Here is a 22,673-nt window from a genome sequence, read left to right on the forward strand (position 1 = left end):
AAGGTTCGTTTTAAACGAGCTACTGTTATTTTTTCTAACAAAGACCTTAGTAGTAATGATTCTTCGATTAACCTTATCCACCGTACTATGTACGTGTTTCCTCCTATCTGTTGCTCAAGAAAAAGCCCAGCGTATTAATTCAGGTGAGCTTATCAAAACAGGTATCCAACTGTATGATGATGGCAAATATGCCGATGCACTCAAGGAATTTGATAAAGTTCCGATTGGGGATACCAATTATATTTTGGCGTTGTATGAAAGCGCATTAACCTGTTCCGCAGACAGTCAGTATGCCAGGGGGATCGCGTATTGTGAAAAAGCATTAGCCGACCGATCAGACCCGGAGCGTGACCCGGAACTGCTTGTCCTGTATGGGTCACTGTTAGATTACAACAGTGAACAGGAACGCGCGCTGCGTATTTTTGATTCGGCCATAGCAATTTATCCTGCCTACACCAACCTTTACATCAATAAGGGAACTACCCTTATCAGGATGAAAAATTTCAAAGATGCAGAAAAAGTATTACAACAGGCGGCGCTTGTAAATCCTTATTCAGCCAGTGTGCAATATAAATTGGGTATCAGTGCGCTGAATCAGGGTAAAATCGTGCCCGGCTTTTTATGCATGCTCACCAGCCTGACTGTAAATCCTACAAGCGACTTTTCTTCAAATGCCATCAATGTTCTGAGCGAGATATCTAAAAGTACAGATGCGGTAATGGAACTTTTCAATAGTCGTGAGGAGGATCCCTCTGAAAATTTCAGACTGGTTGAACAAATTGTATTGTCGAAAATAGCACTGGATAAAGGATATAAGATCATTATCGATCTTGACGATAATATATCCCGACAAATGCAGGTGGTATTTGAGAAACTTGAGTTTGATGAGAATGATAAGGATTACTACATGCAATACTATGTTCCACTGTTTAAGAAAATTTACAGGGAAAAAAAATTCGAATACTTTGTCAATTATGTATTCTCTGGAGTAAACATTCCGGCTATTCAGGACTACAATAAAAAGAAGAAAAAGGATATTGATGCATTGAAAACGAATATCCTGGAATATTTCCACCTGGTTCGGGATACCCGTGAATTATACTATGTTAAACGCAATTACAATGGTCCAACCTTCCAGTTTGCCGAGGATGGACTATATGGCAAGGGTGTTATCAAGGATAAAACTCCAAAAGGCCCCTGGACATTTTATTATGGTGCCGGAAATAAAAAAGCAGAGGGCGTTTTCAATGATAAAGGCGAACAGGAAGGAACGTTCTCCTACTACTATTTCAGTGGGCAATTAAAAGCTAAGGAAACTTATCGTAACGGTAAGGAAAATGGCGTAAACACTTATTATTCTGAGCAGGGAGCACTTCAATCCAGCGCACCTCATAAGGATGGACAACCCGATGGGCAGTATACAAGTTATTATGAAAATGGTGTTATCAAAACCCTGGAACCTTACACAAAAGGCCAACTGAATGGTGTGAAAAAATCATTTTACAAAACAGGTAAACTTCAAATGGAAGAAACTTATGTAAATGGTAAACGCCAGGGACCTGCAAAAACCTATTATATGAATGGCCAGACGGAAACGGAAGGTGGTTATGCTGATGATGAATTGCATGGCAACTTCAAAGGATGGAACAAGGAGGGCGGCCTGGTTGTTGAAGGTACTTATACAAAAGGGAAAATTACAGGGATTATAAAACGATATTATGATAATGGCAACCCTCAGTCTACGGAGACCTATGTAAATGGCGAACTGGAAGGTGAATATGTGTTATATCATGAAAATGGCAAAGTTGCCTATCGCTATATAAATAAGAAAGGGAAAACATCGGGCGATGTAAATTATTATGACGAGGATGGAATACTTTTTTCGACACTTTCATTTGAAAATGACAGGTTGAAATCAGGTCGCTATTTTGATAAAACAGGGAAACAGATCAGCGTTTCTGAATTAAAAAATGGCAAACTGGACCTGGTATCCTACAACGCAAAGGGAATAAAGCAAACACTCACCCCCTACGGTGAAAAGGGGGAAGTGCATGGTACCAAAATTTATTATTTCGGATCCGGTAGAGAACGCCTGAAGGAAAACTATACCAATGGAAACCTGAATGGCACAATTGTCGGTTTTCACGAGAGTGGAAAAAAAAGCTATTCCGTTGACTATGTGGATGATCAAAAAAATGGTTATTACACTTCCTGGTACTCATTTGGGGGATTAAATGAGGAGGGATGGTACAGCGATAATAATTTGCAGGGTGAATGGTTGAGCTATGACAAATTTGGAACGCTGACCGCAAAGTCCTCGTATTTGAATAATGCCCGCAATGGCACTAAGATTGAATACTGGCCCAATGGCAAAACAAATAGTGCGTATGTTCATCAAATGGGGAATTTGGTATCGTTTACTGAATACGATACAATCGGAAACGTCATCAACACTGTTAAGCTGAATAATGGAAATGGAAAATTTATCTCCCGTTATCCGAACGGTAAATTATACATGGAATTTACCTACGTAAACAATGATATCGTGGGAGCAAAGAAGACTTATTATCCTGATGGTTCATTGATGGCTTTAGAACATTATGTACATGGGTTGGCTGACAGTACCTATACCACGTATAGCTACGGTGGCAAGATCAGGATAGAAGGCCGGTATAATATGAATGAAAAGGTAGGCACCTGGAAGTATTATACCAAGGATGGTGTGTTGTATATTACAGAAGACTACAAATCAGATAAATTACAGGGTAAAAGAATATTCTATCATCCGAATGGCAAAGTAGATACAGAAATTGAATACAAGGATAATGAGCGTCATGGACTGTATAAGCGGTATGCTGAAGATGGCACCTTAATGTATCAGATCCGGTATGATGAAGGCATGGAAGTTGGTTATACGTACCTCAACAAGAATAGCGAACTGGTTCCTGAAATTCCACTCCCGGGCGGTAATGGAAAGTTGAAGGCATTTTATCCAAATGGTAATCCTTCAGCTTCCATGGAATATATTGATGGCGTCTTGCATGGGGCTTATACCTTGTATCATCCCAATGGCAAAACATCATTAACGCAGCAGGTTGTATATGACAATTATGAAGGCGTTAGTACGCAATACTATATGGATGGAAAAGTGCGTACTACCTACACCTATGTGCATGACAGTATGCACGGCCCTTATAAAGAATACAATGCGAAAGGAATTTTAACAGAAGAAGGTAATTATTACGAAGACAGCCCGCATGGTGAACAACGTTACTATGATGATAACGGGAAACTAAAGCAGGTGAGATTTTACTATTTCGGACTATTACTAGATAAGAAATGAAACAATCAATATTTTCCATAATAATATGGGTAGTCCTTTTGGCTTCCCCAACCTGGAGTTCGGCTCAAAAGGCAGCGGAATTGAAAAATAAATATCCGGGCCACGATGCAGTACTGCTCAATAGCAGCACTCAATACAGGATTACGATGAAGGATAACGAGCCTTATGTAGAGAGCAGGGAAACTGAGCAGATGATGTACCTGTCTTCTAACGCCGCTACCTATTTGAGCCGGTATGGTTTCACTCAAAGCGGATTTCATCAGGTAACGGAGTATGAGGCATACACTCAAACGCCAAATAATAAAAAGATAAAAGTCACCAACTTCAAAACAGGAGACCAACGATCCAGCAGCGTTTTTTATGATGATGTAAAGGAAACCACATTCGATTTTCCAGCAATTGGTGAAGGAGCTATTGGTGTTTTAAATCAAAAAATTATCCATACAAAGCCGAACCTGCTTCCTCCTCATTATTTCGGTCGCAGAATTCCGGTGGTGAATAATGAAATGACCATTAGTTTTCCGCAAAGCATGTCAGTAAAGTATATCCTGAAAGGGCTGAATACGGATAAGATCATCTTTACAGAGTCAAAGCGCGGGAAAGAGATTACCTACAAATTCCAAGTGAAGGACATGAGTCCGCTCCAAAATTATGGGGATGCACCCGGTAGCGCATATTATGCACCACATGTATTATTCTACATTGAAAAATATAAGAACACACAAGGTGACGAAATAGCTTATTTGGCTGATACCAATGCACTTTATAAACTTAATTACAGCTTTGTAAAAGATATCAATAAAGAAGTTGGTCCTGAACTAAAAAGGATCGTGGATTCTCTTACTCAGGGTGTTGTTTCCCAGGAAGAAAAAGCGAGAAGAATCTATCAGTGGGTGCAGGAAAAAATCAAATACATTGCTTTTGAAGCAGGTATGGAGGGTTTTGTTCCCCGTGATGCCAACCTTGTTTGTTCCCGCCGGTATGGAGATTGCAAGGATATGAGCAGCATCCTTACAGTAATGCTCAAAACCGCTGGTATACCAGCTTATTATACGTGGATCGGCACCCGCTCACTTCCTTATGCGTACAGCGAAATTCCTTTGCCAATTGTTGCCAATCACATGATCTGTGCTATCCAGCTAAAAAAAGATGAGTTTATTTTTTTAGACGGTACGGATGCTACTTGTTTTTTTGGTATTCCCTCTTCTCATATCCAGGGAAAAGAAGCGATGATTGGCCTTGGTCCCGAACAATATAAAATCGTAACTGTTCCTTCTTCCCCTAAATCAGTCAGTGTTTTGACAGATACTTGTTTTCTGCAGTTCACGGATAAAGGCATAACAGGATCCATTACGCAGCATACGAGTGGTTATTTTACGATGAACACACGTGGTGTTTTAAATTATTATAGTGAGAAGGAAAAAGAGGAATATGTAAAAAACCGCTTCAAGCGGGGCTCGAATAAATTTCAACTCGCCAATTTTCAGATAGCGGGTAAAGCAGGAAAAGAAAATGTGACCCTCTCAGCCAATTTCGAACTCCAAAATTATGCCCGGAAATTAGGCGATGAATGGTATATCAATCTCAACCTGCTCAAATTGTATGAACACGAGGAAATTGATTTCCCAAAGCGTACTATTCCAGTGGAATTTGATTTTCGGTTCATTAAGCGCTATATAACCATTCTGGACATTCCAGAAGGATATAAAGTTTCCTACTTGCCCAAAGGCAAATCATTCAGGAATTATATTTGGGGTTTTGATATTCAATACGAACAGAAAAATAACCAGATTATAATGACCCAGGAGTTTTATAACGAACACCTGCTGCTGCAGCCTGAACATTTTAAGGAATGGAATGAAGTATTGGAAAATCTCTTTCCACAATACAAAGAATCTATCAGCATTTCAAAAATATAGTAATCAATGTTAGCACCACTGAAGAAACTACTAACCATCGTACTGGTGATCAGCCAGTTGACTGCTTATACCCAAACTACTCCGGCTATCGAACGGGAAAAATGGGCCGGTAGTACAACCGTTCAAGAACCAGGTGCCAAATACAAAGCCGAATCTGCTGTTATCTTTTTGGACAAGCGCCGGATAGAATTTATTGATGAGGGTGATGAAGTGAATGCCTACAGGACCTTACACAGACGTATCCATATCATTGACGACAAAGGAATTGAACAATTCAATAAAATATATCTGCCCGTTAGCTCAACCAATGAGATCGTGGATATTATGGCTCGCACTATTCTTCCCAGCGGGAAAATTATCACGGTTGATAATAAGAATATCCGTGACCTGCAGGAAGATGATCAGTACTACAAGATATTCGCTATGGAAGGGCTTGAAAAGGGATGTGATGTGGAGTTCTATTATACCTATAAGACCAATGGGTCTTTTTTTGGACGCGAAGTTATTCAAACCGGTTTTCCTGTCCTGGAGGCTGAAGTAACCATTGTATCACCCGAGCGATTGATCTTTGAAACTAAAGGATATAACCAGGTAAATGCAGCAAAAGACACTATTCAGAATTCCAAGCGAATCCTTCTTATTAGGCAGCAGGAAATTAAGGCTGCGGATAATGAAAAGTATGCAGCTTATAATGCTAATCTTAAACGAGTGGAGTATAAGCTTTCCTACAATACTGCAAGAACCAAAACCGAACGATTATTTACATGGAATGAGCTGGCCAAACGGGCCTATAGTATTTACGCGACTTATTCGGAAAAGGACCTGAAACGAGTTGCCGATCTTGTTAAGAAAAATGATTGGAAAAAAACGGATGGTAATGAAGCAGTTCTTGTTACTGCTGTAGAAAACTATCTTAAGAAAAATATTGGAACTTCAGAAAATATTGATGATCCTGGTGCTGAGGATATTGAAATGATTATTAAGAAAAAGATTTCCAGTCACCGGGGTATTCTTCGATTATATGGAGCAATCTTCAAACAGTTGAATATTGAACACGATTTTGTCCTTTGCGGTTCGAGGAAGGAGTATGGTGTAGACAAGTCTTTTGAGAATTGGAACAATTGTGAGAACCAATTGATCTATTTCCCAAAACTAAAAAAATACATTGCGCCTACTTTACTTGAAATGCGCTATCCGTTGATTAATCCTGATTGGATTGGCACCAATGGTGTATTCTGCAAAGGCACTACTATTGGTAATTTCACCACTGCCATTGCTGATATCCGTCGCATTAACGGGGAGGATTATAACTGGTCAAGTAGTGATATAAATGCAAAAATTAAACTAAATCCTACCCTTGATACGCTTTTAGTAAATACCCGGCAATCCTTTACGGGTTATTCATCTATTTTTTACAGAGCCAGCTTTAATTATGGATCGGATGAACACCAGCAGTTCCTGATTAAGGAAATGTCAAAATTCGGAACCAATTCTGAGCGGGTTATAAATTCAAAAATCGAAAACAGGGAAATGGAATATTTTACCGAGAATAAACCGTTTGCTCTTGATCTTGTTGTGCATGCAAGTGAATTGGTTGAACGCGCAGGTAATAAGATCCTTGTTAAGGTAGGGGATATCATTGGTCCGCAAGCCGAAATGTACCAGGAAAAACCACGTCAGTTTGATATTGATGTAAACTATCCGCATGCCCTCATCAGGAATATTGAATTTGTCATTCCCCAGGGTTATAAAATCAAAAACCTGGAGGACATCAATATCAGCAAGGTAGTACGTGAAAATGGCCAGGAAACCATGGGATTCGAGTCGTCATACAAATTGGAAGGCAATGTTTTGAAAATTTCGATCCGGGAGCTGTACTGTCAACTACAGTATCCGTTATCACAATACGAAGAATTTCAGAAAATCATTAATGCCGCAGCTGACTTCAACAAAGTGATATTGGTTTTGGAGTCGCAATAAGCGGGCTTATAGTCTTTGGTGCCAGCAATCCATGATTTGTACAAGTTTATCCATCCTTCCTGCATGGTTGGGCTAAATTTGGGGTAGTACTTTTGTGTCTGCTAAACAAATCAACTATGGAACAATTAATAAAAGGATTACACCACGTTACAGCGTTTGCGGATGATCCTCAAAAAAACCTTGATTTTTATGCCGGTATTCTTGGGCTTCGGTTGGTGAAAAAAACCATCAACTTTGACGCGCCGGAAGTTTACCACCTCTACTATGGCGATGAAGATGGCAAGCCGGGAACAATTTTGACCTTCTTCCCCTACAAAGGCATTCAACGCGGGCGCCAGGGAAAGGGACAATTGACTACCACCTCTTTTTCCATTCCAGCCAATAGTCTTGGGTACTGGACCGAACGGTTAAAAAAATTCGGCATTACACATACCGCCCCACAAGAGCGGTTTGATGAAGGCTTTATTTATTTTGAAGACCAGGATGGACTGGGAATTGAACTCGTTGCCAATGACAGGGATACCCGGCCCGGATTTACCTATGGACAAATACCCTTAGAACATGCCGTAAAAGGCTTTCATAGTGTTACCCTAAGTGAGGATGGATATGAAAAAACCGGCGGCTTTCTGACCACCTACCTGAACCACAAGTCAATTGCTGAAAGCGGTAACCGATTCCGGTATAGTGCTTCTGGTAAAGTAGGCGATATCGTAGATGTGGTTTGTGAACCAGAAAGGCTGCGTGGTTTAGGTGGAAGTGGAACCGTTCACCATGTGGCATTTGCTACAGAAAACGATGCCACAATACAACAGGTACAGGAAAACCTGGCGCGTAAAGGAATGAATGTAACTACTGTACTGGACCGCCAGTATTTTCACAGTATTTATTTCCGCGAGCCGGGTGGCGTATTATTTGAAGTGGCTACCTCTGATATTGGCTTCACCTATGATGAACCCTTGGATCAGCTGGGGACCGACTTGAAACTGCCACCCTGGGAAGAAAGAAATCGCAGTCGTATTGAAAGCGGACTTGAACCTATTGAATTAAACTGGAAAAAATTCGTTTAAACATGACAGCTACAGCACATGCAAAGCAGGTGGTATTCCAGGGAGTACCACTTGCATCAGCTAAAAAGGCCATGATACTGTTGCATGGAAGAGGAGCTTCTGCTGCTTCCATCCTGAGTTTGCAGGACTATCTGCACCTGGAAGGTTTTGCCTTACTGGCTCCTGAAGCTACCAACCATACCTGGTATCCGTATAGCTTCCTGGCGCCGGTTGAACAGAATGAACCCTGGTTGAGCAGTGCTCTTGAATTGGTTGCCGGCTTGGTTGCAGACTGTAAAGCAGCCGGCATAGAAGAGTCTCAAATCCATCTGCTGGGATTCTCACAGGGAGCCTGCCTGACACTCGAATTTGCGGCTCGTAATGCTGCACGATTTGGATCTGTAACCGCCTTTACTGGCGGACTGATAGGTGAAAAAATCATTCGCGATAACTATTCAGGTGCTTTCAACGAAACACCCATTTTTATCGGATGCAGTGATCGTGATATGCATGTTCCGGTTGAAAGAGTATATGCCTCTACTAATATACTAACTGAAATGGGGGCAAGGGTAACTGAAAAAATATATCCGGGTTTGGGTCATACCATTAATGAAGATGAGATTTCAATTGTAAATAGTATACTACATGAAACAACATAAATTTCCCGCAAACGAACGCGGTACAAAAGATATTGGCTGGTTAAAATCCAAATTCTGCTTCAGTTTTAGTGATTACACAGATCCGACCAAATCGGCTTTTGGTACGTTAGTAGCCTTCAATGATGATCAGATGGAAGTGGGAAAGGGATTTGGAACGCATCCGCATGCGAATATGGAAATCATTTCAATTTTACTCAAGGGTAAAATGAATCATAAAGACAGCATGGGATACAGTACGGAAATCAATGCTGGTGGAGTACAAATCATGAGTGCAGGATCCGGGCTTTTTCACGAAGAATATAATATCGGAGACGAGGAAGTAAATTTTCTTCAAATCTGGATCCAACCCAAACTGCAGGATATCCGCCCCAGGTACCAGATGCGTCATTTTCCGTTAGAGCAAAGGAAAAATAAATTACAAACCATTATTTCATCTGAAGAGGGTCAGGCACATTGCTGGATCAACCAGAATGCAGTTTTATCACTGGGCTACTTTGAAAAGGGAAGTCTGGTTCCTTATCAGTTTAATCCGGTAAATAAATGTCTCTACCTGTTTGTGATAGAGGGATCTGTACAGATTGGTGAAACCATTTTGAATGAACGGGATGCCATCGGATTGTGGGAGACTGGTAAGGTGGACGTTAACTGTCTCACCAACGCTCAGTTCCTGTTAATTGAAACACCCATCAATCAGAAATAAGGATTGCTTAATTTAGGGTATGAATGACAGCATACCGGTTATTGAGATGGTTGATTCAAAAAACCATAGTCTGCAGTTTGAGTTGCAGACTATGGAATATATTGATGAACACCGGCATAACCGGATTGATCATCCGCATAAACATGATTATTTTGTAATTATCTGGATGAAATCCGCGGAAGGAAAACACATGGTTGACTTCCAGGAATTTGATGTTAAGCAACCGTCTGTATTTTTTCTAACGCCCGGACAGGTACACCAGTTACAAACAGGTCCTCACCCCGATGGCTATGTGCTTTCTTTTCACAACGACTTTTTTTGTACCTCTGAAAGCCAGCGGGAGTTACTACTTAATACCGGTCTGTTTTATAACTGTAGCCAGTTTCGCCCTCATAGCGTTTCAGCTGAACAGGCAAGTATACTCGAAAATCTGATTGCCTTAATGCAGGATGAAATGAAACAGCAGGAGTACATGCAGTATGAAAGTTTGCGCAGCCTGTTGCAATTATTCCTGATTCAATGTTCCCGATTCTGGGGGCACTCAGAGTCAGCCAGTTCAATTACTTCCCGCCCGGCCTGGCTGACCCGGCGTTTCCTGAGCCTATTGGAAACAGATTATCGAACGCACGCAAAAGTGAGCGATTATGCCAGTAAGTTAGTAGTAACGCCTAACCATTTAAATGAAACCATAAAAAAAACAACGGGGTTTCCGGTAAGTGAGCACATCAAAAAAAGAGTTATTCTGGAAGCCAAACGGCTGGCAGTGGTAGAAAATTTAAGTGCAAAGGAAATTGCCCGGACTTTAGGGTTTGATGATGAAGCTCATTTCAGTAAATACTTTAAAAACAATGCGGGCGTTACTTTTTCCGGTTACCGGCAATTGGTAAAGGAACAGGATAAAGGCCTTACTATTTCCCCATCCAATCCTTGAATTCAGCAGCCTTTTCCCTGCTGATCAGTACTTCTTTGTCTGTTGCGGGTTGCAGTTCCAATTTCAATTTTCCATTAAAATAATTGTGTATTTGTGATACGGTTTTAATATGAATGATGAATGCCCGGTTGGCCCGGTAAAACTGTTGGGGATCCAGCATCTCTTCCAATTCTTCAATCGTATAATCGAGCACAAATTTCTGCTTGTCCCAGGTGATAAAATAACTCAGTCTTCCTTCCGCATATAAATAGGCAATTTCACTGGTTTCAATACTTACCAGTTTTTGTCCCTGTTTTACGAGGAACCTGGAACGCCAGGATTTTGGCTGTTGCTGTCTCAGTCCATTGATGAGTTCTTTTATATTCACAGATGGCGAGGAGAACTTTAACTGCCATTCCTGAAATTTATCCAATGCGTTTTTGAGCTCTTCCTTTTTGATTGGTTTTAATAAATAGTCAACACTGTTCACCTTAAAAGCTTGCAAGGCATACTCATCATAGGAGGTTGTGAAGATGACCATACTTTTGATCGACAGGTGACTGAAAATTTCAAAACTTTGTCCGTCTGTTAGTTCAATGTCCATTAAGATTATATCCGGATGCTCATGTTGCATCAACCATTCAACAGATGATTTAATACTTCTGGTATTTCCTACGATCTGAATCGATTCATCAATTGATTTGATCAGGCGCATCAGTTTTTCAACGCCTAATTGTTCGTCTTCTATGATCAGGATGTCCATGATTCAGTTATTTTATTTTATTAGTGGTAATATCACTTTGAATTCTGATCCTGTTTCCAGTATCTCAACTTCTGGCATATTCAATAATTTGTATTTCGAAATAATATTACTAAGACCTATCTGATTCGAAACCACTGATTTATTTTTCTTTTGCAGATTATTGGATACAATAAGTTTATTTCCCTCTGTATAAAGTTTTAGTATCAGTGGTTGGTCCGGATCAACTATATTATGTTTTACAGCATTTTCTACCAGGAGCTGAAGCGTCATAGGAGGAAGCTGACAATCTTTTCTGCTTCTTTCAATATTAATTTCAGGACGAAAGCCATCTCCAAAGCGGGTTTTCAATAAGAGATTATAGGATTCAATAAATTCAATTTCCTTTTGCAGGCTGGTAAGTTGCTCTTCATTACTTCGTAAGAGATACCTGTAAACCCTGCTCATCTCCTCCACATACTGTTCTGCTTTCTCCGGGTCGGTAGCGATTAGGGAGGATAAGGAATTCAAACTGTTGAATAAAAAATGCGGGTTAACCTGTTCCTTTAGCGAATCAAACTGCGTTTGTAATTGTGCTTTTTTCAGTTGCTCTGCTTCCAATTGAGAAACTCTGATTCTGCCAAAGGATGCTTCAGTTTCATATACGGCCTGATTTACAATTGTACAGATCAGAGATGCAATAAGGCAACGGGACCAGCTTGCTGTAGTAAGAACGTAATTCAGTATGCTAAAACGATCAAAAACCCAGCAAATTATTGTTATCGTTGCTGTTACAATTAACAAATTGATGCTGGTAAATGAGAGTACTCTTTTCAGCGTATCCCGATGGGAAGGGTAAATCTCCATGAGTTTTCTTGCCAGTTTTCCCTGGGCTATCCAGATGCCTGTCAGAATCAGGAAGGTTACCGCACTTGCTTTCCCGAAATTGGCCAGACTGGCAAAGTAAACCTCACCCAGCATGGAATAATTCAGGATTACCAAGGTAACTGGAAGTAAAACCGCCATTAGCAGAAATGCTGTTTTATTTTGGGAGTTATTTTCCATGCTGTCAAAGTTCCCTGAATTTAGGTTGAAACCAGCTGTTATGGTAGTCAAACCGAAAATAGGTTACATGAAACGGAAGAACAGCCGCATGAAATTACCCGGATGAATCATTTTACCTCCACTACCAATTGGTATTGGGTGCTTCCTGTAAAGCCGGATTTGAATACTCCTTCCACTGATGTACCATAATTTCCTGTGTTGCGTAACCTGATTTGGACCGCTTCATTTGTATTCTTAATTTTTGCGGATACCCGGTATTTTGCTATTGGGATATCCTTTATGCCCTCTTCTCCACCTCCAATATCCTCAAGGGTATCGGTTATAACAGATCCTGGATTTCCATCTGCCAATAAACCTACTGGGGTTAAGGTTATTTCCAGGGCTGAAAGGTCAAGGGATGAGCCGGGTTCAGCATAAACAGCCACACTGCTTCCATAATAACCATTTCCTGGTTTTGCTCCCTTCAATTTCCAGGAGAAATTTCTTATAGCACCATTTGATCCTGCAAAGGCTGCCGGTTCATCCGGATGAAGATCGAATTTATAGGATTGGTCATTCAGTGCGCGTTCTATTTGTCCGGTTACCTGCCAGCTGCCATTTGGTACTTTGGTTTTATAATATCCTTGTTGATCTGTAGTAGCAAAAACATAGGTACCATAGTAAATGGTATGCTCAATTACCAGTTTGACATTGGCAATGCCATTCCCTTTACTGTCAGTTACACGTCCTTTAATTACTCCTTTTTCGATTCCTGTATTGGAGGGCGTTCCTGGGGATGCAGCAGGTTCATTGGATTTAGTACAACCAATAGCAACAATACCTTGTACAATGAATAAAAGAAGGAGTCCTTTTTTAATGTTGAATACGTTCATTTTGGATAAGTTTAATTGACAGCAAATTTGAATGACATGATTGCCTTTGAAAAGCATATTGGGTATGAGGTGTTAAAAAAGCTGCATGAAATAATGGCTGTCGTTTCGTACAGCTTTTTTTCCGTTTAATTACTGTATGTATTGCTGCCGCTACCTGTTGATTGTAGGTTGCATTAAAAATTTAAAGACATAGGTATGCGAACAACAATTATCAAGAAAACAGCTATGGTGGTTTTATATCTTACAGTAGGTTACCTGGTGCTCGGTTATTTTTTTCACCTTGTCATTTTTCCAGAACAAAAGCCGGAAGTAGAGGGCTGGTTCAAACCTGGGCAAGTCTTCTACAGTAAAAAAGAGGGCTTCAGACAAATTGTAATTCGTCAGGAAAATGGCTTTGTCCATTGCAAAACAGAAATTGAACCATTTGCTCCAGGTCCGCCTAAACATATTCATACAGATTTCGATGAAGTATTTCAGGTTGCTAATGGTGAGCTTACAGTATGGGTTGAAGGAGAGATTAAGAAAGTGCGACCAGGAGAAGTATTACGAATTCCAAAAGGAACAGCGCATAAGCCGTACAATGAAACTGCAAACACCATCCGCATTAAAGGCACAATTGCCTTTCCGGAAAAATTTGCCTTTAACCTGGCCCAGGTATATATGAATATGGATAAACGAGCTGATTTAAAACCCTCTCCAGATTTGGCATTTCAGATGATGGTATTTCAGCAAAATGGTTTTGATGCTTATATGGTAGAAGGCCCACCGGTTGGAATTCAGAAACTCTCCGGGTTTATTTTGACACCTGCACTACGATTGGCTGGTTATAAAAGTTATCACCCGATTAGGGTATTTTTTCACCCCTTGTTTTAGAATATATTAACGGGTATTATGGCTAAGTACAAGTCACTATACCTGTGGATGCTCCTGCCTATGATCTTCATGCAGGCTGGGATCTTTGAGGATTATTGGGGCGATTTTAAAGAGAATGCCTGGTCGGTGCATGTGCATTACTGGACGGGTACGGTCTGGTATTTATTTCTCATTTTGCAACCCTATTATGCTACACATGGTCAGTTGGCAAGACACAGAACGCTGGGTATTATTGGTATGTTCATGGGAGGAGCTGTTTGTCTCACAGCACTAAGTATGTTATACCGCGATATTGAAACTACCCAATTGATTCGGGAAGTTCCCGGTAGGTTCGGTCCATTTGAAGGCTGGTTCTTTTTTGGTGTGGCGGCGCTGGAAATTGTTATGATGGTGGCATTTGGGGTCGCGGTTATCATGAGTATTATTGAACGTAAGCAGTTGGATCGCCATGCCTGGTGGCTGATTTCAACCGTGTTTATTATTATGATGCCGGCCCTTGGCAGAGGTATACAGAATGTACATATTGCTATGCAAATCAAGCAATGGCCGAATGTGGATATTATGTCATCTCTTTATTTTACCCAATTTATCATCATTGCGATGTTGCTGGGAGGTGCCTGGAAATACCAGCAATTAAGGCATCCGGCTACCTGGCTGGCGCTCGGAGTCAACCTCGTTACATTATTACTGGAGCCTATTGGACGTTCGGCAGCAGTTCAGCAATTTTTACAAACCATGATAAAAGGATAAGGGGATTATGAGTGGAGTCCACCTGATACTTCTTGCAACCGGCTTCATTGGTATGCTGCCACTCGCCGTGATCCTGTGGAAACGGCACCGGTTTCTTAAGCTGATGAAAGAAGGAATCCCGGCAAATGCAAGGGTATTCGAAAAGCGGCGTGCTATCAAATCGGGGTATGAGCTTGTTTATTATTCTTACTACGGACTGGATGGTAAAATATACAGCAATACCATTATTGCAAATCCGGGAAAATTCAAACGAAATGATGTAATTGAAATCCGGATGGATCGGGTAAATTACAGAAGGAGTGCAGTACCCGGACCTACCTATTCTTTCTGGATTATTGGTTTTGGTTTACTGATAGCCATTTTCATTTGGGTTATGGTCATTAAATTATTTGAAATGGTGGAAGGAACAACAATTAGTTTCAATGCGTAGTTTATACATTACCGTTATATTGGCATTGTTGTCAGGTTCTGTTTGCGGGCAATTAAGTGAAATCAAAACCGATAGTCCCGACTGGATATTATATGGCCAGGTGAAATATGTTGGTCCGGCGAAAGCCAGCCTTCAATTCATTCCGCATGAAACGGATTCAACCTTTTTGCTGCTGCTTTGGGATCAGCGTCCTGAATTGAAAAATTATTTCAGCATTCGGTTTAGCAGTCGAGGTAATACGGTAGAACAATTGTATGATGTCCTGATGTCATTTTTTGAAAAAGAAAACAGAAATGATAAGCAGCAGATTCGCCGATTTCAATTGGGGACTGAACAACTTTCGGTTTATCGTTCCCCAACAATTGGTGCGCAGGCAATCATCTTATCCACTCAAAAAGGAAGGATCGAACTTAAGAAAGGCGAGATTAATCGCCTGTTCAGGAAGCAATGATGGCTGTAGCAGGTGTTACAGTAGATTTTCGTTTGTCTTTGTATCGATAGGAAATGGCCAGTACCAGCAGCACTACCACCGGCATCAGGATATAGCCAATATTTTTGTCCACAACTACATGACTTACTATCGCAAAAAGCAGGTTATAGGTTAATCCGGCATAAGCCCATTCTTTTAGTTTGGCTGGTACCTGCGGAAGCAGTATGGCCAAAGATCCAAGGAACTTACAGAGAATCAATGCCACTGCGAAATAGTCGGGGTATCCAAGTGGTTTTGTGCCTGCATTGGTGTATTGAGGAGCAAAGAGCAGGGTGCTGATCGGCATAATACCTTCCATCAGAAAGATAATAATAGTTGCCGCCCAGAAAATAATCGTATTCTTTTTCATGTGATTGATTTTTACAAAGTTGTTGTATGGCAACAAGTTTAAAGGGTGGCTGAAACGACAAATTGAGGGGGAAATTTGTTATCCTGTCTGAATATTTTGCATATTTAGGTATGAAAAACAGATTACTTGCCTTTTCCCTTGGAGCTTCCTTCTATTTACTTGCGGGTTGTAAAAATCAGCCAGCGCAAACAGACTTGAATCAGTCCTGGATGCTTACCGGTTTTGAAAAAATTGATTCTGTTAATCCATGCCTTACACCTGGTTTGAATAGTTTTATGGATCCTCTTATGGATAAAGAGGTGGAATGGGAAAAGAAGGATGTCTTTAATCCAGCTGCAGTGGTTCGTAATGGAAAAGTATATCTTTTATACAGAGCAGAAGATACGATCGGTCGTTATAATGGAACTTCTAGAATCGGTCTCGCTGAAAGTGAGGATGGCATTCATTTTATAAAAAGAAAAGAGCCGGTATTGTTTCCTCAGCAGGATGCGTTTAAATCTTTTGAATGGGAAGGCGGTTGTGAAGACCCGCGTATTGTGGAAGATTCATCCGGACGGTATATTCTAACCTATACTGCGTATGATGGTACCACAGCTAGACTAATGGTTGCCAGCTCAACTGATCTGGTACACTGGACAAAACATGGCTCGGTGTTTAATAGGGCGGAAGGTGGCAAGTATGTAAATATCTGGTCAAAATCCGGTTCAATTATTGCCAAAAGGGAAGGTGATAAATTGATTGCCACCCGTGTCAATGGGAAATACTGGATGTACTGGGGCGAGTCAAATATTTATGCTGCAACTTCTGATAACCTGATCGACTGGACCCCGGTGCCTGAACCTGATCCGGCAAAACGCTCCTATGATACCTTGCGCAAGCACGAAACCTTTAAAGTAGTTTTTACTCCGAGGAAAGGAAAATTTGATAGTTACCTGGTTGAGCCTGGTCCTCCTGCTATCTTCACTGAAAAGGGAATTCTCTTCCTTTATAACAGTCGAAATGATCCGGAAAACGGAGACACCAGCTTGCCAAAAGGTACTTATGCTGGTGGGCAAATTTTGGCCGATGCAACTGATCCAATGAAAGTAGTTGAGCGTTCAGACAACTATTTCATAAAACCAGACCGGCCATTTGAAATCACCGGACAGGTAAACAATGTAATATTCCTGGAGGGATTGGTACCATTTAAGAATAAATGGTTTATGTATTACGGCACAGCGGATTCAAAAATTGGAGTAGCAATTAGTAGCCAGGAATTGAAATAATCAATTTGAATCAGGAATTTATCTATTTCGTTCACTGAATTCAACGTTTCATAACGGTTACTATTCTAAAAGGGTTGTTACAGGTTTAATATTGTCTGAAACAACCCTTTTCTTATGGATATCAGAGGTATAATATTTGCGTTAGCACGACTTGGATTTTCAGTTGTAATAGGCGGAGCCATCTATGAACACATAGCAGTGGTGCCGCAATGGAGTATGGCGGCACCAGCTTCTCTTGCTATGTTTCAAGGTGAATATGGCCTTCGTCCTGGCCCATTCTGGATGATGATTCACCCGGTTACCCTTGTTTTTATGGGACTTTCCCTTCTACTATTCTGGAAAACATCTTTCAGGCAAGGCCTTCTGATTACCTTATCAGGATATATCCTGGTTTTAGTAATTACCTTTATTTATTTCGTTCCTGAACTTCTTTCAATTACAGGCTCAGCATATTCGGTTGACGTTGATCCTATACTTACCAGTCGCTCCCGGTTATGGGAAACACTCAGCCTTGTACGACTCGCCTTTCTGATTGTTCTTGCGGTAATACTTTTAAAACCAAGAGAATTGACATTAAAAAAAGCAACCTAATTCGTTTCGTTCATCCGGATCTGAATGATCGAATCTATGCTGAATGTTATATTGTTTTCTTCTGCTGCTTTGAAGAGATTGTTTAGTTCATCCCGATTCTGTTTTAATTCATCAATCCTGCTCTGGGATCCATATTCAGGTTTTCCAAATCTTTCCATCAAACTGAAGTTTTTCATTTGATGGAAATTGATTTTATTGTTTAACAAGGTGATTAAAATATCCTTTGCTTCTTCTGCTGAAAAATTTCCTTTTATCAGGGTAATATTCTTTGTTGTTTCTGACATGGTTATGCAATTTCTATGTTTGATTGAATAGCTATTCTGTTGCTTTGCTGATTGAATTCCTCCCTTAGTTTGGCTAAATCCATTTGAAGCTGACGAATCCTTCCTTCTCTTCTTTCGATGTCCTCTTCATTTTCAGAACGACCGATTTTGTTTTCATGGTAACGAATTTTTACCTGAACGAGTTCGGTGATAAGATCCAGTGCATCTTCCTTTTCAAAGCTACCCTGGATGAGTTGTAATGGATTCATGATTTTCAGTTTTACTGGTTTATTGGCCCTGTCCCAGGGAGTATCCCTGTTTGCCGTTGAAATTGTAGAGATTCTCTGTTTTGATACTGTCGATTCCCTGTTCTTCTGCGCGACTCAGCAATTGAATGATATGCTGTTTGCTGATTGGATGACCGTTTACCGGTTTGAAGCGACATCTCCAGTGGTCTGTACAAAATGTTTCTTCAAATCCATCCGGCCATACTTTAATACCGCGGTTGGTAATCATGCTTAGTGTTACCTCGTTGTCCCCAATTTTTTTAACTTGTTCCGCCAGTTCATTTGGATTAGTACCTGACCAGTGTACAAAAACATCCACTCCTACCAGTTCTTTATTAGCTGGCTCCTTACGTTTGTACGTGGGCAGGTTCATCGTTGACCCCTTGGGGAATTGAACCGGTTTTAAAGTTGCGGGCTGTTGTCCGAGGTTGGCGATTACTGCCTGGGCAAATTCTTTGGTGCCTACCAGTTGTTTACTGGTACCTTCTTTATAGATGTCATAGGTGTGAATACCATCTTCCATCGTCTTCAACCAGGCGTTTTGAACTTTCTCCGCAACTTCGGATTGGCCGATATGATTCAACATCAGGATAGCGCCCTGGAGCAATCCGGATGGATTGGCCACATTTTGTCCGGCTCTTCTGGGTGCTGATCCATGGATTGCTTCAAACATAGCGCAGCTTTCCCCGATGTTGGAAGAGCCAGCTAGTCCTACTGAACCGGTAATCTGGGCAGCTACATCTGATAATACATCACCGTATAAATTCGGCATCACAATCACATCAAAGGCTTCCGGGGTATCGGCCATTTTGGCTGCACCTATATCGATGATCCAATGTTCATTTTCTATCTCCGGATATTCGGCTGCAATCTCGTTAAACACCTGGTGAAACAATCCATCTGTTTGTTTCATGATATTGTCCTTAGTAAAGCAGGTTACTTTTTTCCGGCCGTACTGCTTGGCGTATTCAAAAGCGTATCGTACAATTTTTTCACATCCGGGCCGACTGATCAGTTTCAGGCACTGAACTACTTCATCAGTTTGCTGGTGTTCAATACCGGCATAGAGATCTTCTTCATTTTCCCGGATGATTACGATATCCATGGTAGGATGCTTGGTCTTCACATAGGGGTGAAGGCTGAAACAAGGTCTTACATTGGCATAGAGTCCCAGGAATTTTCGGGTTGTTACATTCAGGCTTTTGTAGCCGCCACCCTGAGGGGTAGTGATGGGAGCTTTCAGGAAGATTTTGTTTTTACGGATGCTATCCCAGGCTTTCGGCGCAATACCTGCTGAATTTCCGGCCAGGTATACCTTTTCACCGACTTCTATTTCTTCGATTTCCAGTTGCGCACCTGCGGCTAAGATGATCTCCAGAGTGGCATCCATGATCTCCGGACCAATACCATCTCCTTTTGCTACTGTAATTTTTGTCATGGTTCAACTTTGTTTGTTGGCAGCAAAGTTGATAACTTAGATACATATAGTTATATTTATAGTTGGAATAGTAAATATAAAAATAGTTTATATGCTAATCTTCTTTTCCATACTGGCCATTCTGCTGATTACCGGACTGTTTTATATGCAGCAACCGATTTTTGGCAAAGCACCCGAAGGCAAACGAATGGAGCGCATCCGGCAGTCGCGCAATTTCCGGGACGGAAAATTTCAGAACCTCAGCTATACACCCAATCTTACGAAGGGGTATTCCTTCGCTGGTGTACTGTATGATTTTTTCTTTAAAAAAGTGCCGGATAAAATGCCACCGGGTAACATTCCTTCTATCAAAACGGATTTGCATGCATTACCGTTGGACAGCAACCTGTTGGTTTGGTTTGGTCATTCTTCCTATTATCTGCAGATCAATGGCTTAAGGATATTGGTGGATCCGGTTTTCAGTGGTAATGCCTCACCAATTCCAGGTACTACCAGGGCTTTTGCGGGCTCCAATGAATACCAGGTGAAGGATATTCCGGAGTTGGATTACCTGTTGATCAGTCATGATCACTACGATCACCTGGATTACAAAACGGTAGTGGCACTTCAGCCAAACGTGAAAAAAGTGATTACCGGCTTAGGAGTTGGTGCGCATCTGGAATACTGGGGGTATGCACCCGAACAGCTTAATGAGTTGGATTGGGAGGATTCTATTACACTTTCCAATGGCAGCCTGCTTCATGCTTTGCCAGCCAGGCATTTCAGTGGCAGAACCTTCACCCGAAACAATACCCTTTGGCTTGCATTTCTGCTGGAGGTAGGATCAAAGAAACTATACCTGGGTGGTGATAGTGGATATGACAGCCATTTTGCAGCTATAGGTAAAAGATTTGGCGAAATAGATCTGGCCATTTTAGAGAATGGCCAGTACAACCTTGCCTGGCAGGCTATTCACTGTTTACCAGAGGAAGTGCTGAAAGCAGCAAAGGACCTGAATGCGAAAAAAGTGCTTCCGGTTCATAGCTCCAAATTTTCGCTGGCGCTTCACAGTTGGGATGAGCCATTGAAAGAATTGCATCGCCTCAATGAAACCTACCAGGTCAATCTCCTAACTCCAAGAATTGGTGAACTGGTGAATCTTAACAGTGAGGAACATGCTTTCACAAATTGGTGGAGTGAATGATCACCGGATGGGATGAATAAAATAAAATGTCTCTGGCATATTAGTCAGAATAGCCAAACAGGTTGCATTTTCACAATTATAGGTGGGAGGGTTTTTTGAAATCAGTACTTTGAAAGAACTGGGTTCAAAGCTCCCATCATTGTTCGGATATAGATTGGTATTTGAATATTCTGAGCAAAGTAACTGGCTTGAAAACAGGCCATCGTATTCTTTCCCCTTGTAAGTAAAATTCTGCTCTCCGTATTTTTTAAGTGACTCTTCCTGGATTTCAAAGATAACGGAACCGCATAGGGCATCAATAGCTTTTACGGTAACAATTGTTTCTCCGGTTAGTTCCTGCTGTTGATTTACTTTCTGGCAGGCGGTAAAAAATAACGCAGATGTTAATAACGCAAGACAAAGCTTTCGCATATACATTAAATTTTGGTTCTCTTGTAAGGCTTGACAAAAGCTTTTTCATTAGCGTTGCATCCCTACCGTATTTATAGTAGTTTTAACCCATGGCAACTGTTTCGCTCAAGGATATTGCTGAAAAGGCCGGTGTTTCGGTCACCCTGGTTTCCTACGTGCTTAATAATCAGCATGAAAACCGGATTAAAAAGGAAACTGCGGATAAGATTCGGAAAGTGGCTAAATCACTTCATTACCAGAAAAATATTGTCGCGCGGAGTCTGAAGACCAATAAAACCCAGAGTATAGGTCTGATTGTTTCGGATATCGCTAATCCTTTTTTTGCGCAGTTGGCACGTTGTATTGAAGATGAAGCTGATCGCCAGGGTTATGCCGTCATTTTCGGCAGTTCGGATGAAGATCCCGCTAAATTTAAAAGGGTACTTGATTTTATGTCCACCCGCCAGGTAGATGGCCTGATCATTGCGGCACCTGCGGGAAGTGAGTCATTCATCCGAAGTTTAAAAAAATCAAAGGTTCCATTCCTATTAATCGATCGCTATTTCCCGGGTATTTCCTGTGATTACGTGGGACTGAATAATTTTGATGCCGCACAACTGGCAATCCGGCAATTACTGTCGCAAAAGAAAACCCGGATTGGTATGCTTGCCTTCAGTAATCCATTGCATACACTTCAGGAGCGAACTCGGGGGTATGAAGAAGCCCTGCGCTCAGCAGGCATACGGCTGGAAAAGTCAAGGGTTAAGCAGTTGGGTACTTCTGTTAGTTATGCTGAGGTAAAAGCAGCCATGGATGCCTTACTCGACCAACCTAAATCGATCGATGCCATCTTTTGCGCATCCAATCTAATGTCGGGGTATTGTCTGCAATACATTCATGCGAAGCGAATAAAAGTGCCGGAACGTATTGCCCTTGTAGGCTTTGATAGTCTGGATGATTTTGAATTATTTGATGCGCCCTATGCGTATATACGGCAGCCTATACAGCAGATGGGCTCTCTGGCTATTCAGCGCTTACTCTCCAAACTAAATGGAACAACTAAAGCTGCTTTCCTGGAATTACAGGCCGAGCTTATTGTAAAGCAGCCGTCAAGACTTCCTGAATAAATAG

General features: G+C 41.2%; 23 protein-coding genes. 15 read left to right on the forward strand and 8 right to left on the reverse strand.

The features are described from left to right. Positions 1 to 55: 55 nt before the first annotated feature. From MD536_RS13130 to MD536_RS13160, 7 genes are all read left to right on the forward strand, one after another. The gene (locus MD536_RS13130; protein WP_239600666.1) at positions 56 to 3,343 is read left to right on the forward strand and encodes a toxin-antitoxin system YwqK family antitoxin; all 3,288 of its coding nucleotides are present in this window, start codon (positions 56 to 58) and stop codon (positions 3,341 to 3,343) included. Next, entirely contained in the window at positions 3,340 to 5,262 is a 1,923-nt protein-coding gene (locus tag MD536_RS13135; RefSeq protein WP_239600673.1) for a transglutaminase-like domain-containing protein, read from the forward strand. The genes MD536_RS13130 and MD536_RS13135 overlap by 4 nt, the downstream gene beginning before the upstream one ends. A gap of 6 nt (positions 5,263 to 5,268) precedes the next feature. Further along, positions 5,269 to 7,242: a DUF3857 domain-containing protein gene (locus MD536_RS13140; RefSeq protein ID WP_239600677.1), complete on the forward strand. Its 1,974-nt coding sequence runs from the start codon at positions 5,269 to 5,271 to the stop codon at positions 7,240 to 7,242. Between the two features lie 116 nt (positions 7,243 to 7,358). Then, on the forward strand, positions 7,359 to 8,309 hold the full coding sequence (locus tag MD536_RS13145; protein ID WP_239600679.1) for a ring-cleaving dioxygenase: 951 nt from the start codon (positions 7,359 to 7,361) through the stop codon (positions 8,307 to 8,309). Between the two features lie 2 nt (positions 8,310 to 8,311). Next, on the forward strand, positions 8,312 to 8,947 hold the full coding sequence (locus MD536_RS13150; RefSeq protein ID WP_239600682.1) for an alpha/beta hydrolase: 636 nt from the start codon (positions 8,312 to 8,314) through the stop codon (positions 8,945 to 8,947). Next, the gene (locus MD536_RS13155) at positions 8,934 to 9,647 is read left to right on the forward strand and encodes a pirin family protein (protein ID WP_239600694.1); all 714 of its coding nucleotides are present in this window, start codon (positions 8,934 to 8,936) and stop codon (positions 9,645 to 9,647) included. Before MD536_RS13150 ends, MD536_RS13155 begins: the two co-directional genes overlap by 14 nt. A 19-nt stretch (positions 9,648 to 9,666) precedes the next feature. Beyond that, on the forward strand, positions 9,667 to 10,578 hold the full coding sequence (locus MD536_RS13160) for an AraC family transcriptional regulator (RefSeq protein ID WP_239600697.1): 912 nt from the start codon (positions 9,667 to 9,669) through the stop codon (positions 10,576 to 10,578). Here MD536_RS13160 and MD536_RS13165 read toward each other — a convergent pair. The 3 genes from MD536_RS13165 to MD536_RS13175 form a co-directional block, all read right to left on the reverse strand. Continuing rightward, positions 10,556 to 11,320 carry a LytR/AlgR family response regulator transcription factor gene (locus MD536_RS13165; protein ID WP_239600700.1) on the reverse strand — a complete coding sequence of 255 codons (765 nt, stop codon included), beginning with the start codon at positions 11,318 to 11,320 and terminating at the stop codon, positions 10,556 to 10,558. The genes MD536_RS13160 and MD536_RS13165 overlap by 23 nt on opposite strands. A gap of 12 nt (positions 11,321 to 11,332) precedes the next feature. Beyond that, entirely contained in the window at positions 11,333 to 12,361 is a 1,029-nt protein-coding gene (locus tag MD536_RS13170) for a sensor histidine kinase (protein ID WP_239600701.1), read from the reverse strand. Between the two features lie 107 nt (positions 12,362 to 12,468). After that, positions 12,469 to 13,233, reverse strand: a complete 765-nt coding sequence (locus MD536_RS13175; RefSeq protein ID WP_239600704.1) for a carboxypeptidase-like regulatory domain-containing protein — start codon at positions 13,231 to 13,233, stop codon at positions 12,469 to 12,471. Between the two features lie 195 nt (positions 13,234 to 13,428). Here MD536_RS13175 and MD536_RS13180 point away from each other — a divergent pair, with 195 nt between their 5' ends. The 4 genes from MD536_RS13180 to MD536_RS13195 are packed head-to-tail and all read left to right on the forward strand — an operon-like array spanning position 13,429 to position 15,737. Next, a complete protein-coding gene (locus MD536_RS13180) occupies positions 13,429 to 14,106 on the forward strand; it encodes a cupin domain-containing protein (protein WP_239600707.1) in 678 nt (225 codons plus the stop codon). Positions 14,107 to 14,124: 18 nt separating this feature from the next. Then, entirely contained in the window at positions 14,125 to 14,856 is a 732-nt protein-coding gene (locus tag MD536_RS13185; protein ID WP_239600710.1) for a hypothetical protein, read from the forward strand. 7 nt (positions 14,857 to 14,863) lie between these two features. Continuing rightward, positions 14,864 to 15,286 carry a hypothetical protein gene (locus tag MD536_RS13190; protein WP_239600712.1) on the forward strand — a complete coding sequence of 141 codons (423 nt, stop codon included), beginning with the start codon at positions 14,864 to 14,866 and terminating at the stop codon, positions 15,284 to 15,286. Continuing rightward, positions 15,279 to 15,737 carry a hypothetical protein gene (locus MD536_RS13195; RefSeq protein ID WP_239600715.1) on the forward strand — a complete coding sequence of 153 codons (459 nt, stop codon included), beginning with the start codon at positions 15,279 to 15,281 and terminating at the stop codon, positions 15,735 to 15,737. The genes MD536_RS13190 and MD536_RS13195 overlap by 8 nt, the downstream gene beginning before the upstream one ends. Here MD536_RS13195 and MD536_RS13200 read toward each other — a convergent pair. Then, positions 15,724 to 16,125: a DoxX family protein gene (locus tag MD536_RS13200; RefSeq protein ID WP_239600717.1), complete on the reverse strand. Its 402-nt coding sequence runs from the start codon at positions 16,123 to 16,125 to the stop codon at positions 15,724 to 15,726. The genes MD536_RS13195 and MD536_RS13200 overlap by 14 nt on opposite strands. 110 nt (positions 16,126 to 16,235) lie before the next feature. On the opposite strand from MD536_RS13200, the gene MD536_RS13205 reads away from it, so the two are divergent. Both MD536_RS13205 and MD536_RS13210 read left to right on the forward strand, forming a co-directional pair. Continuing rightward, positions 16,236 to 17,390, forward strand: coding sequence for a glycoside hydrolase family 130 protein (locus MD536_RS13205; protein ID WP_239600726.1), 1,155 nt, complete (start codon positions 16,236 to 16,238; stop codon positions 17,388 to 17,390). A 114-nt stretch (positions 17,391 to 17,504) separates the two neighbouring features. Further along, a complete protein-coding gene (locus tag MD536_RS13210) occupies positions 17,505 to 17,981 on the forward strand; it encodes a hypothetical protein (protein ID WP_239600738.1) in 477 nt (158 codons plus the stop codon). Here the strand turns inward: MD536_RS13210 and MD536_RS13215 are convergent. From MD536_RS13215 to MD536_RS13225, 3 genes are read right to left on the reverse strand one after another with little or no spacing between them, the layout of a single operon-like run. Continuing rightward, positions 17,978 to 18,265 (reverse strand): hypothetical protein, encoded by a 288-nt coding sequence (locus MD536_RS13215; RefSeq protein WP_234866774.1) that lies wholly within the window; start codon positions 18,263 to 18,265, stop codon positions 17,978 to 17,980. The genes MD536_RS13210 and MD536_RS13215 overlap by 4 nt on opposite strands. Before the next feature lie 2 nt (positions 18,266 to 18,267). Then, positions 18,268 to 18,513 carry a hypothetical protein gene (locus MD536_RS13220; protein ID WP_234866775.1) on the reverse strand — a complete coding sequence of 82 codons (246 nt, stop codon included), beginning with the start codon at positions 18,511 to 18,513 and terminating at the stop codon, positions 18,268 to 18,270. 19 nt (positions 18,514 to 18,532) lie between these two features. Then, on the reverse strand, positions 18,533 to 19,969 hold the full coding sequence (locus tag MD536_RS13225) for an NADP-dependent isocitrate dehydrogenase (protein ID WP_239600741.1): 1,437 nt from the start codon (positions 19,967 to 19,969) through the stop codon (positions 18,533 to 18,535). Positions 19,970 to 20,060: 91 nt separating this feature from the next. Here MD536_RS13225 and MD536_RS13230 point away from each other — a divergent pair, with 91 nt between their 5' ends. Then, on the forward strand, positions 20,061 to 21,152 hold the full coding sequence (locus MD536_RS13230; RefSeq protein ID WP_239600750.1) for an MBL fold metallo-hydrolase: 1,092 nt from the start codon (positions 20,061 to 20,063) through the stop codon (positions 21,150 to 21,152). Here MD536_RS13230 and MD536_RS13235 read toward each other — a convergent pair whose 3' ends face one another. Beyond that, positions 21,153 to 21,563: a hypothetical protein gene (locus MD536_RS13235; RefSeq protein WP_239600753.1), complete on the reverse strand. Its 411-nt coding sequence runs from the start codon at positions 21,561 to 21,563 to the stop codon at positions 21,153 to 21,155. It lies immediately after the preceding gene. Between the two features lie 89 nt (positions 21,564 to 21,652). Here MD536_RS13235 and MD536_RS13240 point away from each other — a divergent pair, with 89 nt between their 5' ends. Beyond that, positions 21,653 to 22,669, forward strand: coding sequence for a LacI family DNA-binding transcriptional regulator (locus MD536_RS13240; RefSeq protein ID WP_239600755.1), 1,017 nt, complete (start codon positions 21,653 to 21,655; stop codon positions 22,667 to 22,669). Positions 22,670 to 22,673 lie beyond the last annotated feature (4 nt).

This window comes from Flavihumibacter cheonanensis (assembly GCF_022352215.1).
Classification (GTDB): Bacteria; Bacteroidota; Bacteroidia; order Chitinophagales; family Chitinophagaceae; genus Flavihumibacter; species Flavihumibacter cheonanensis.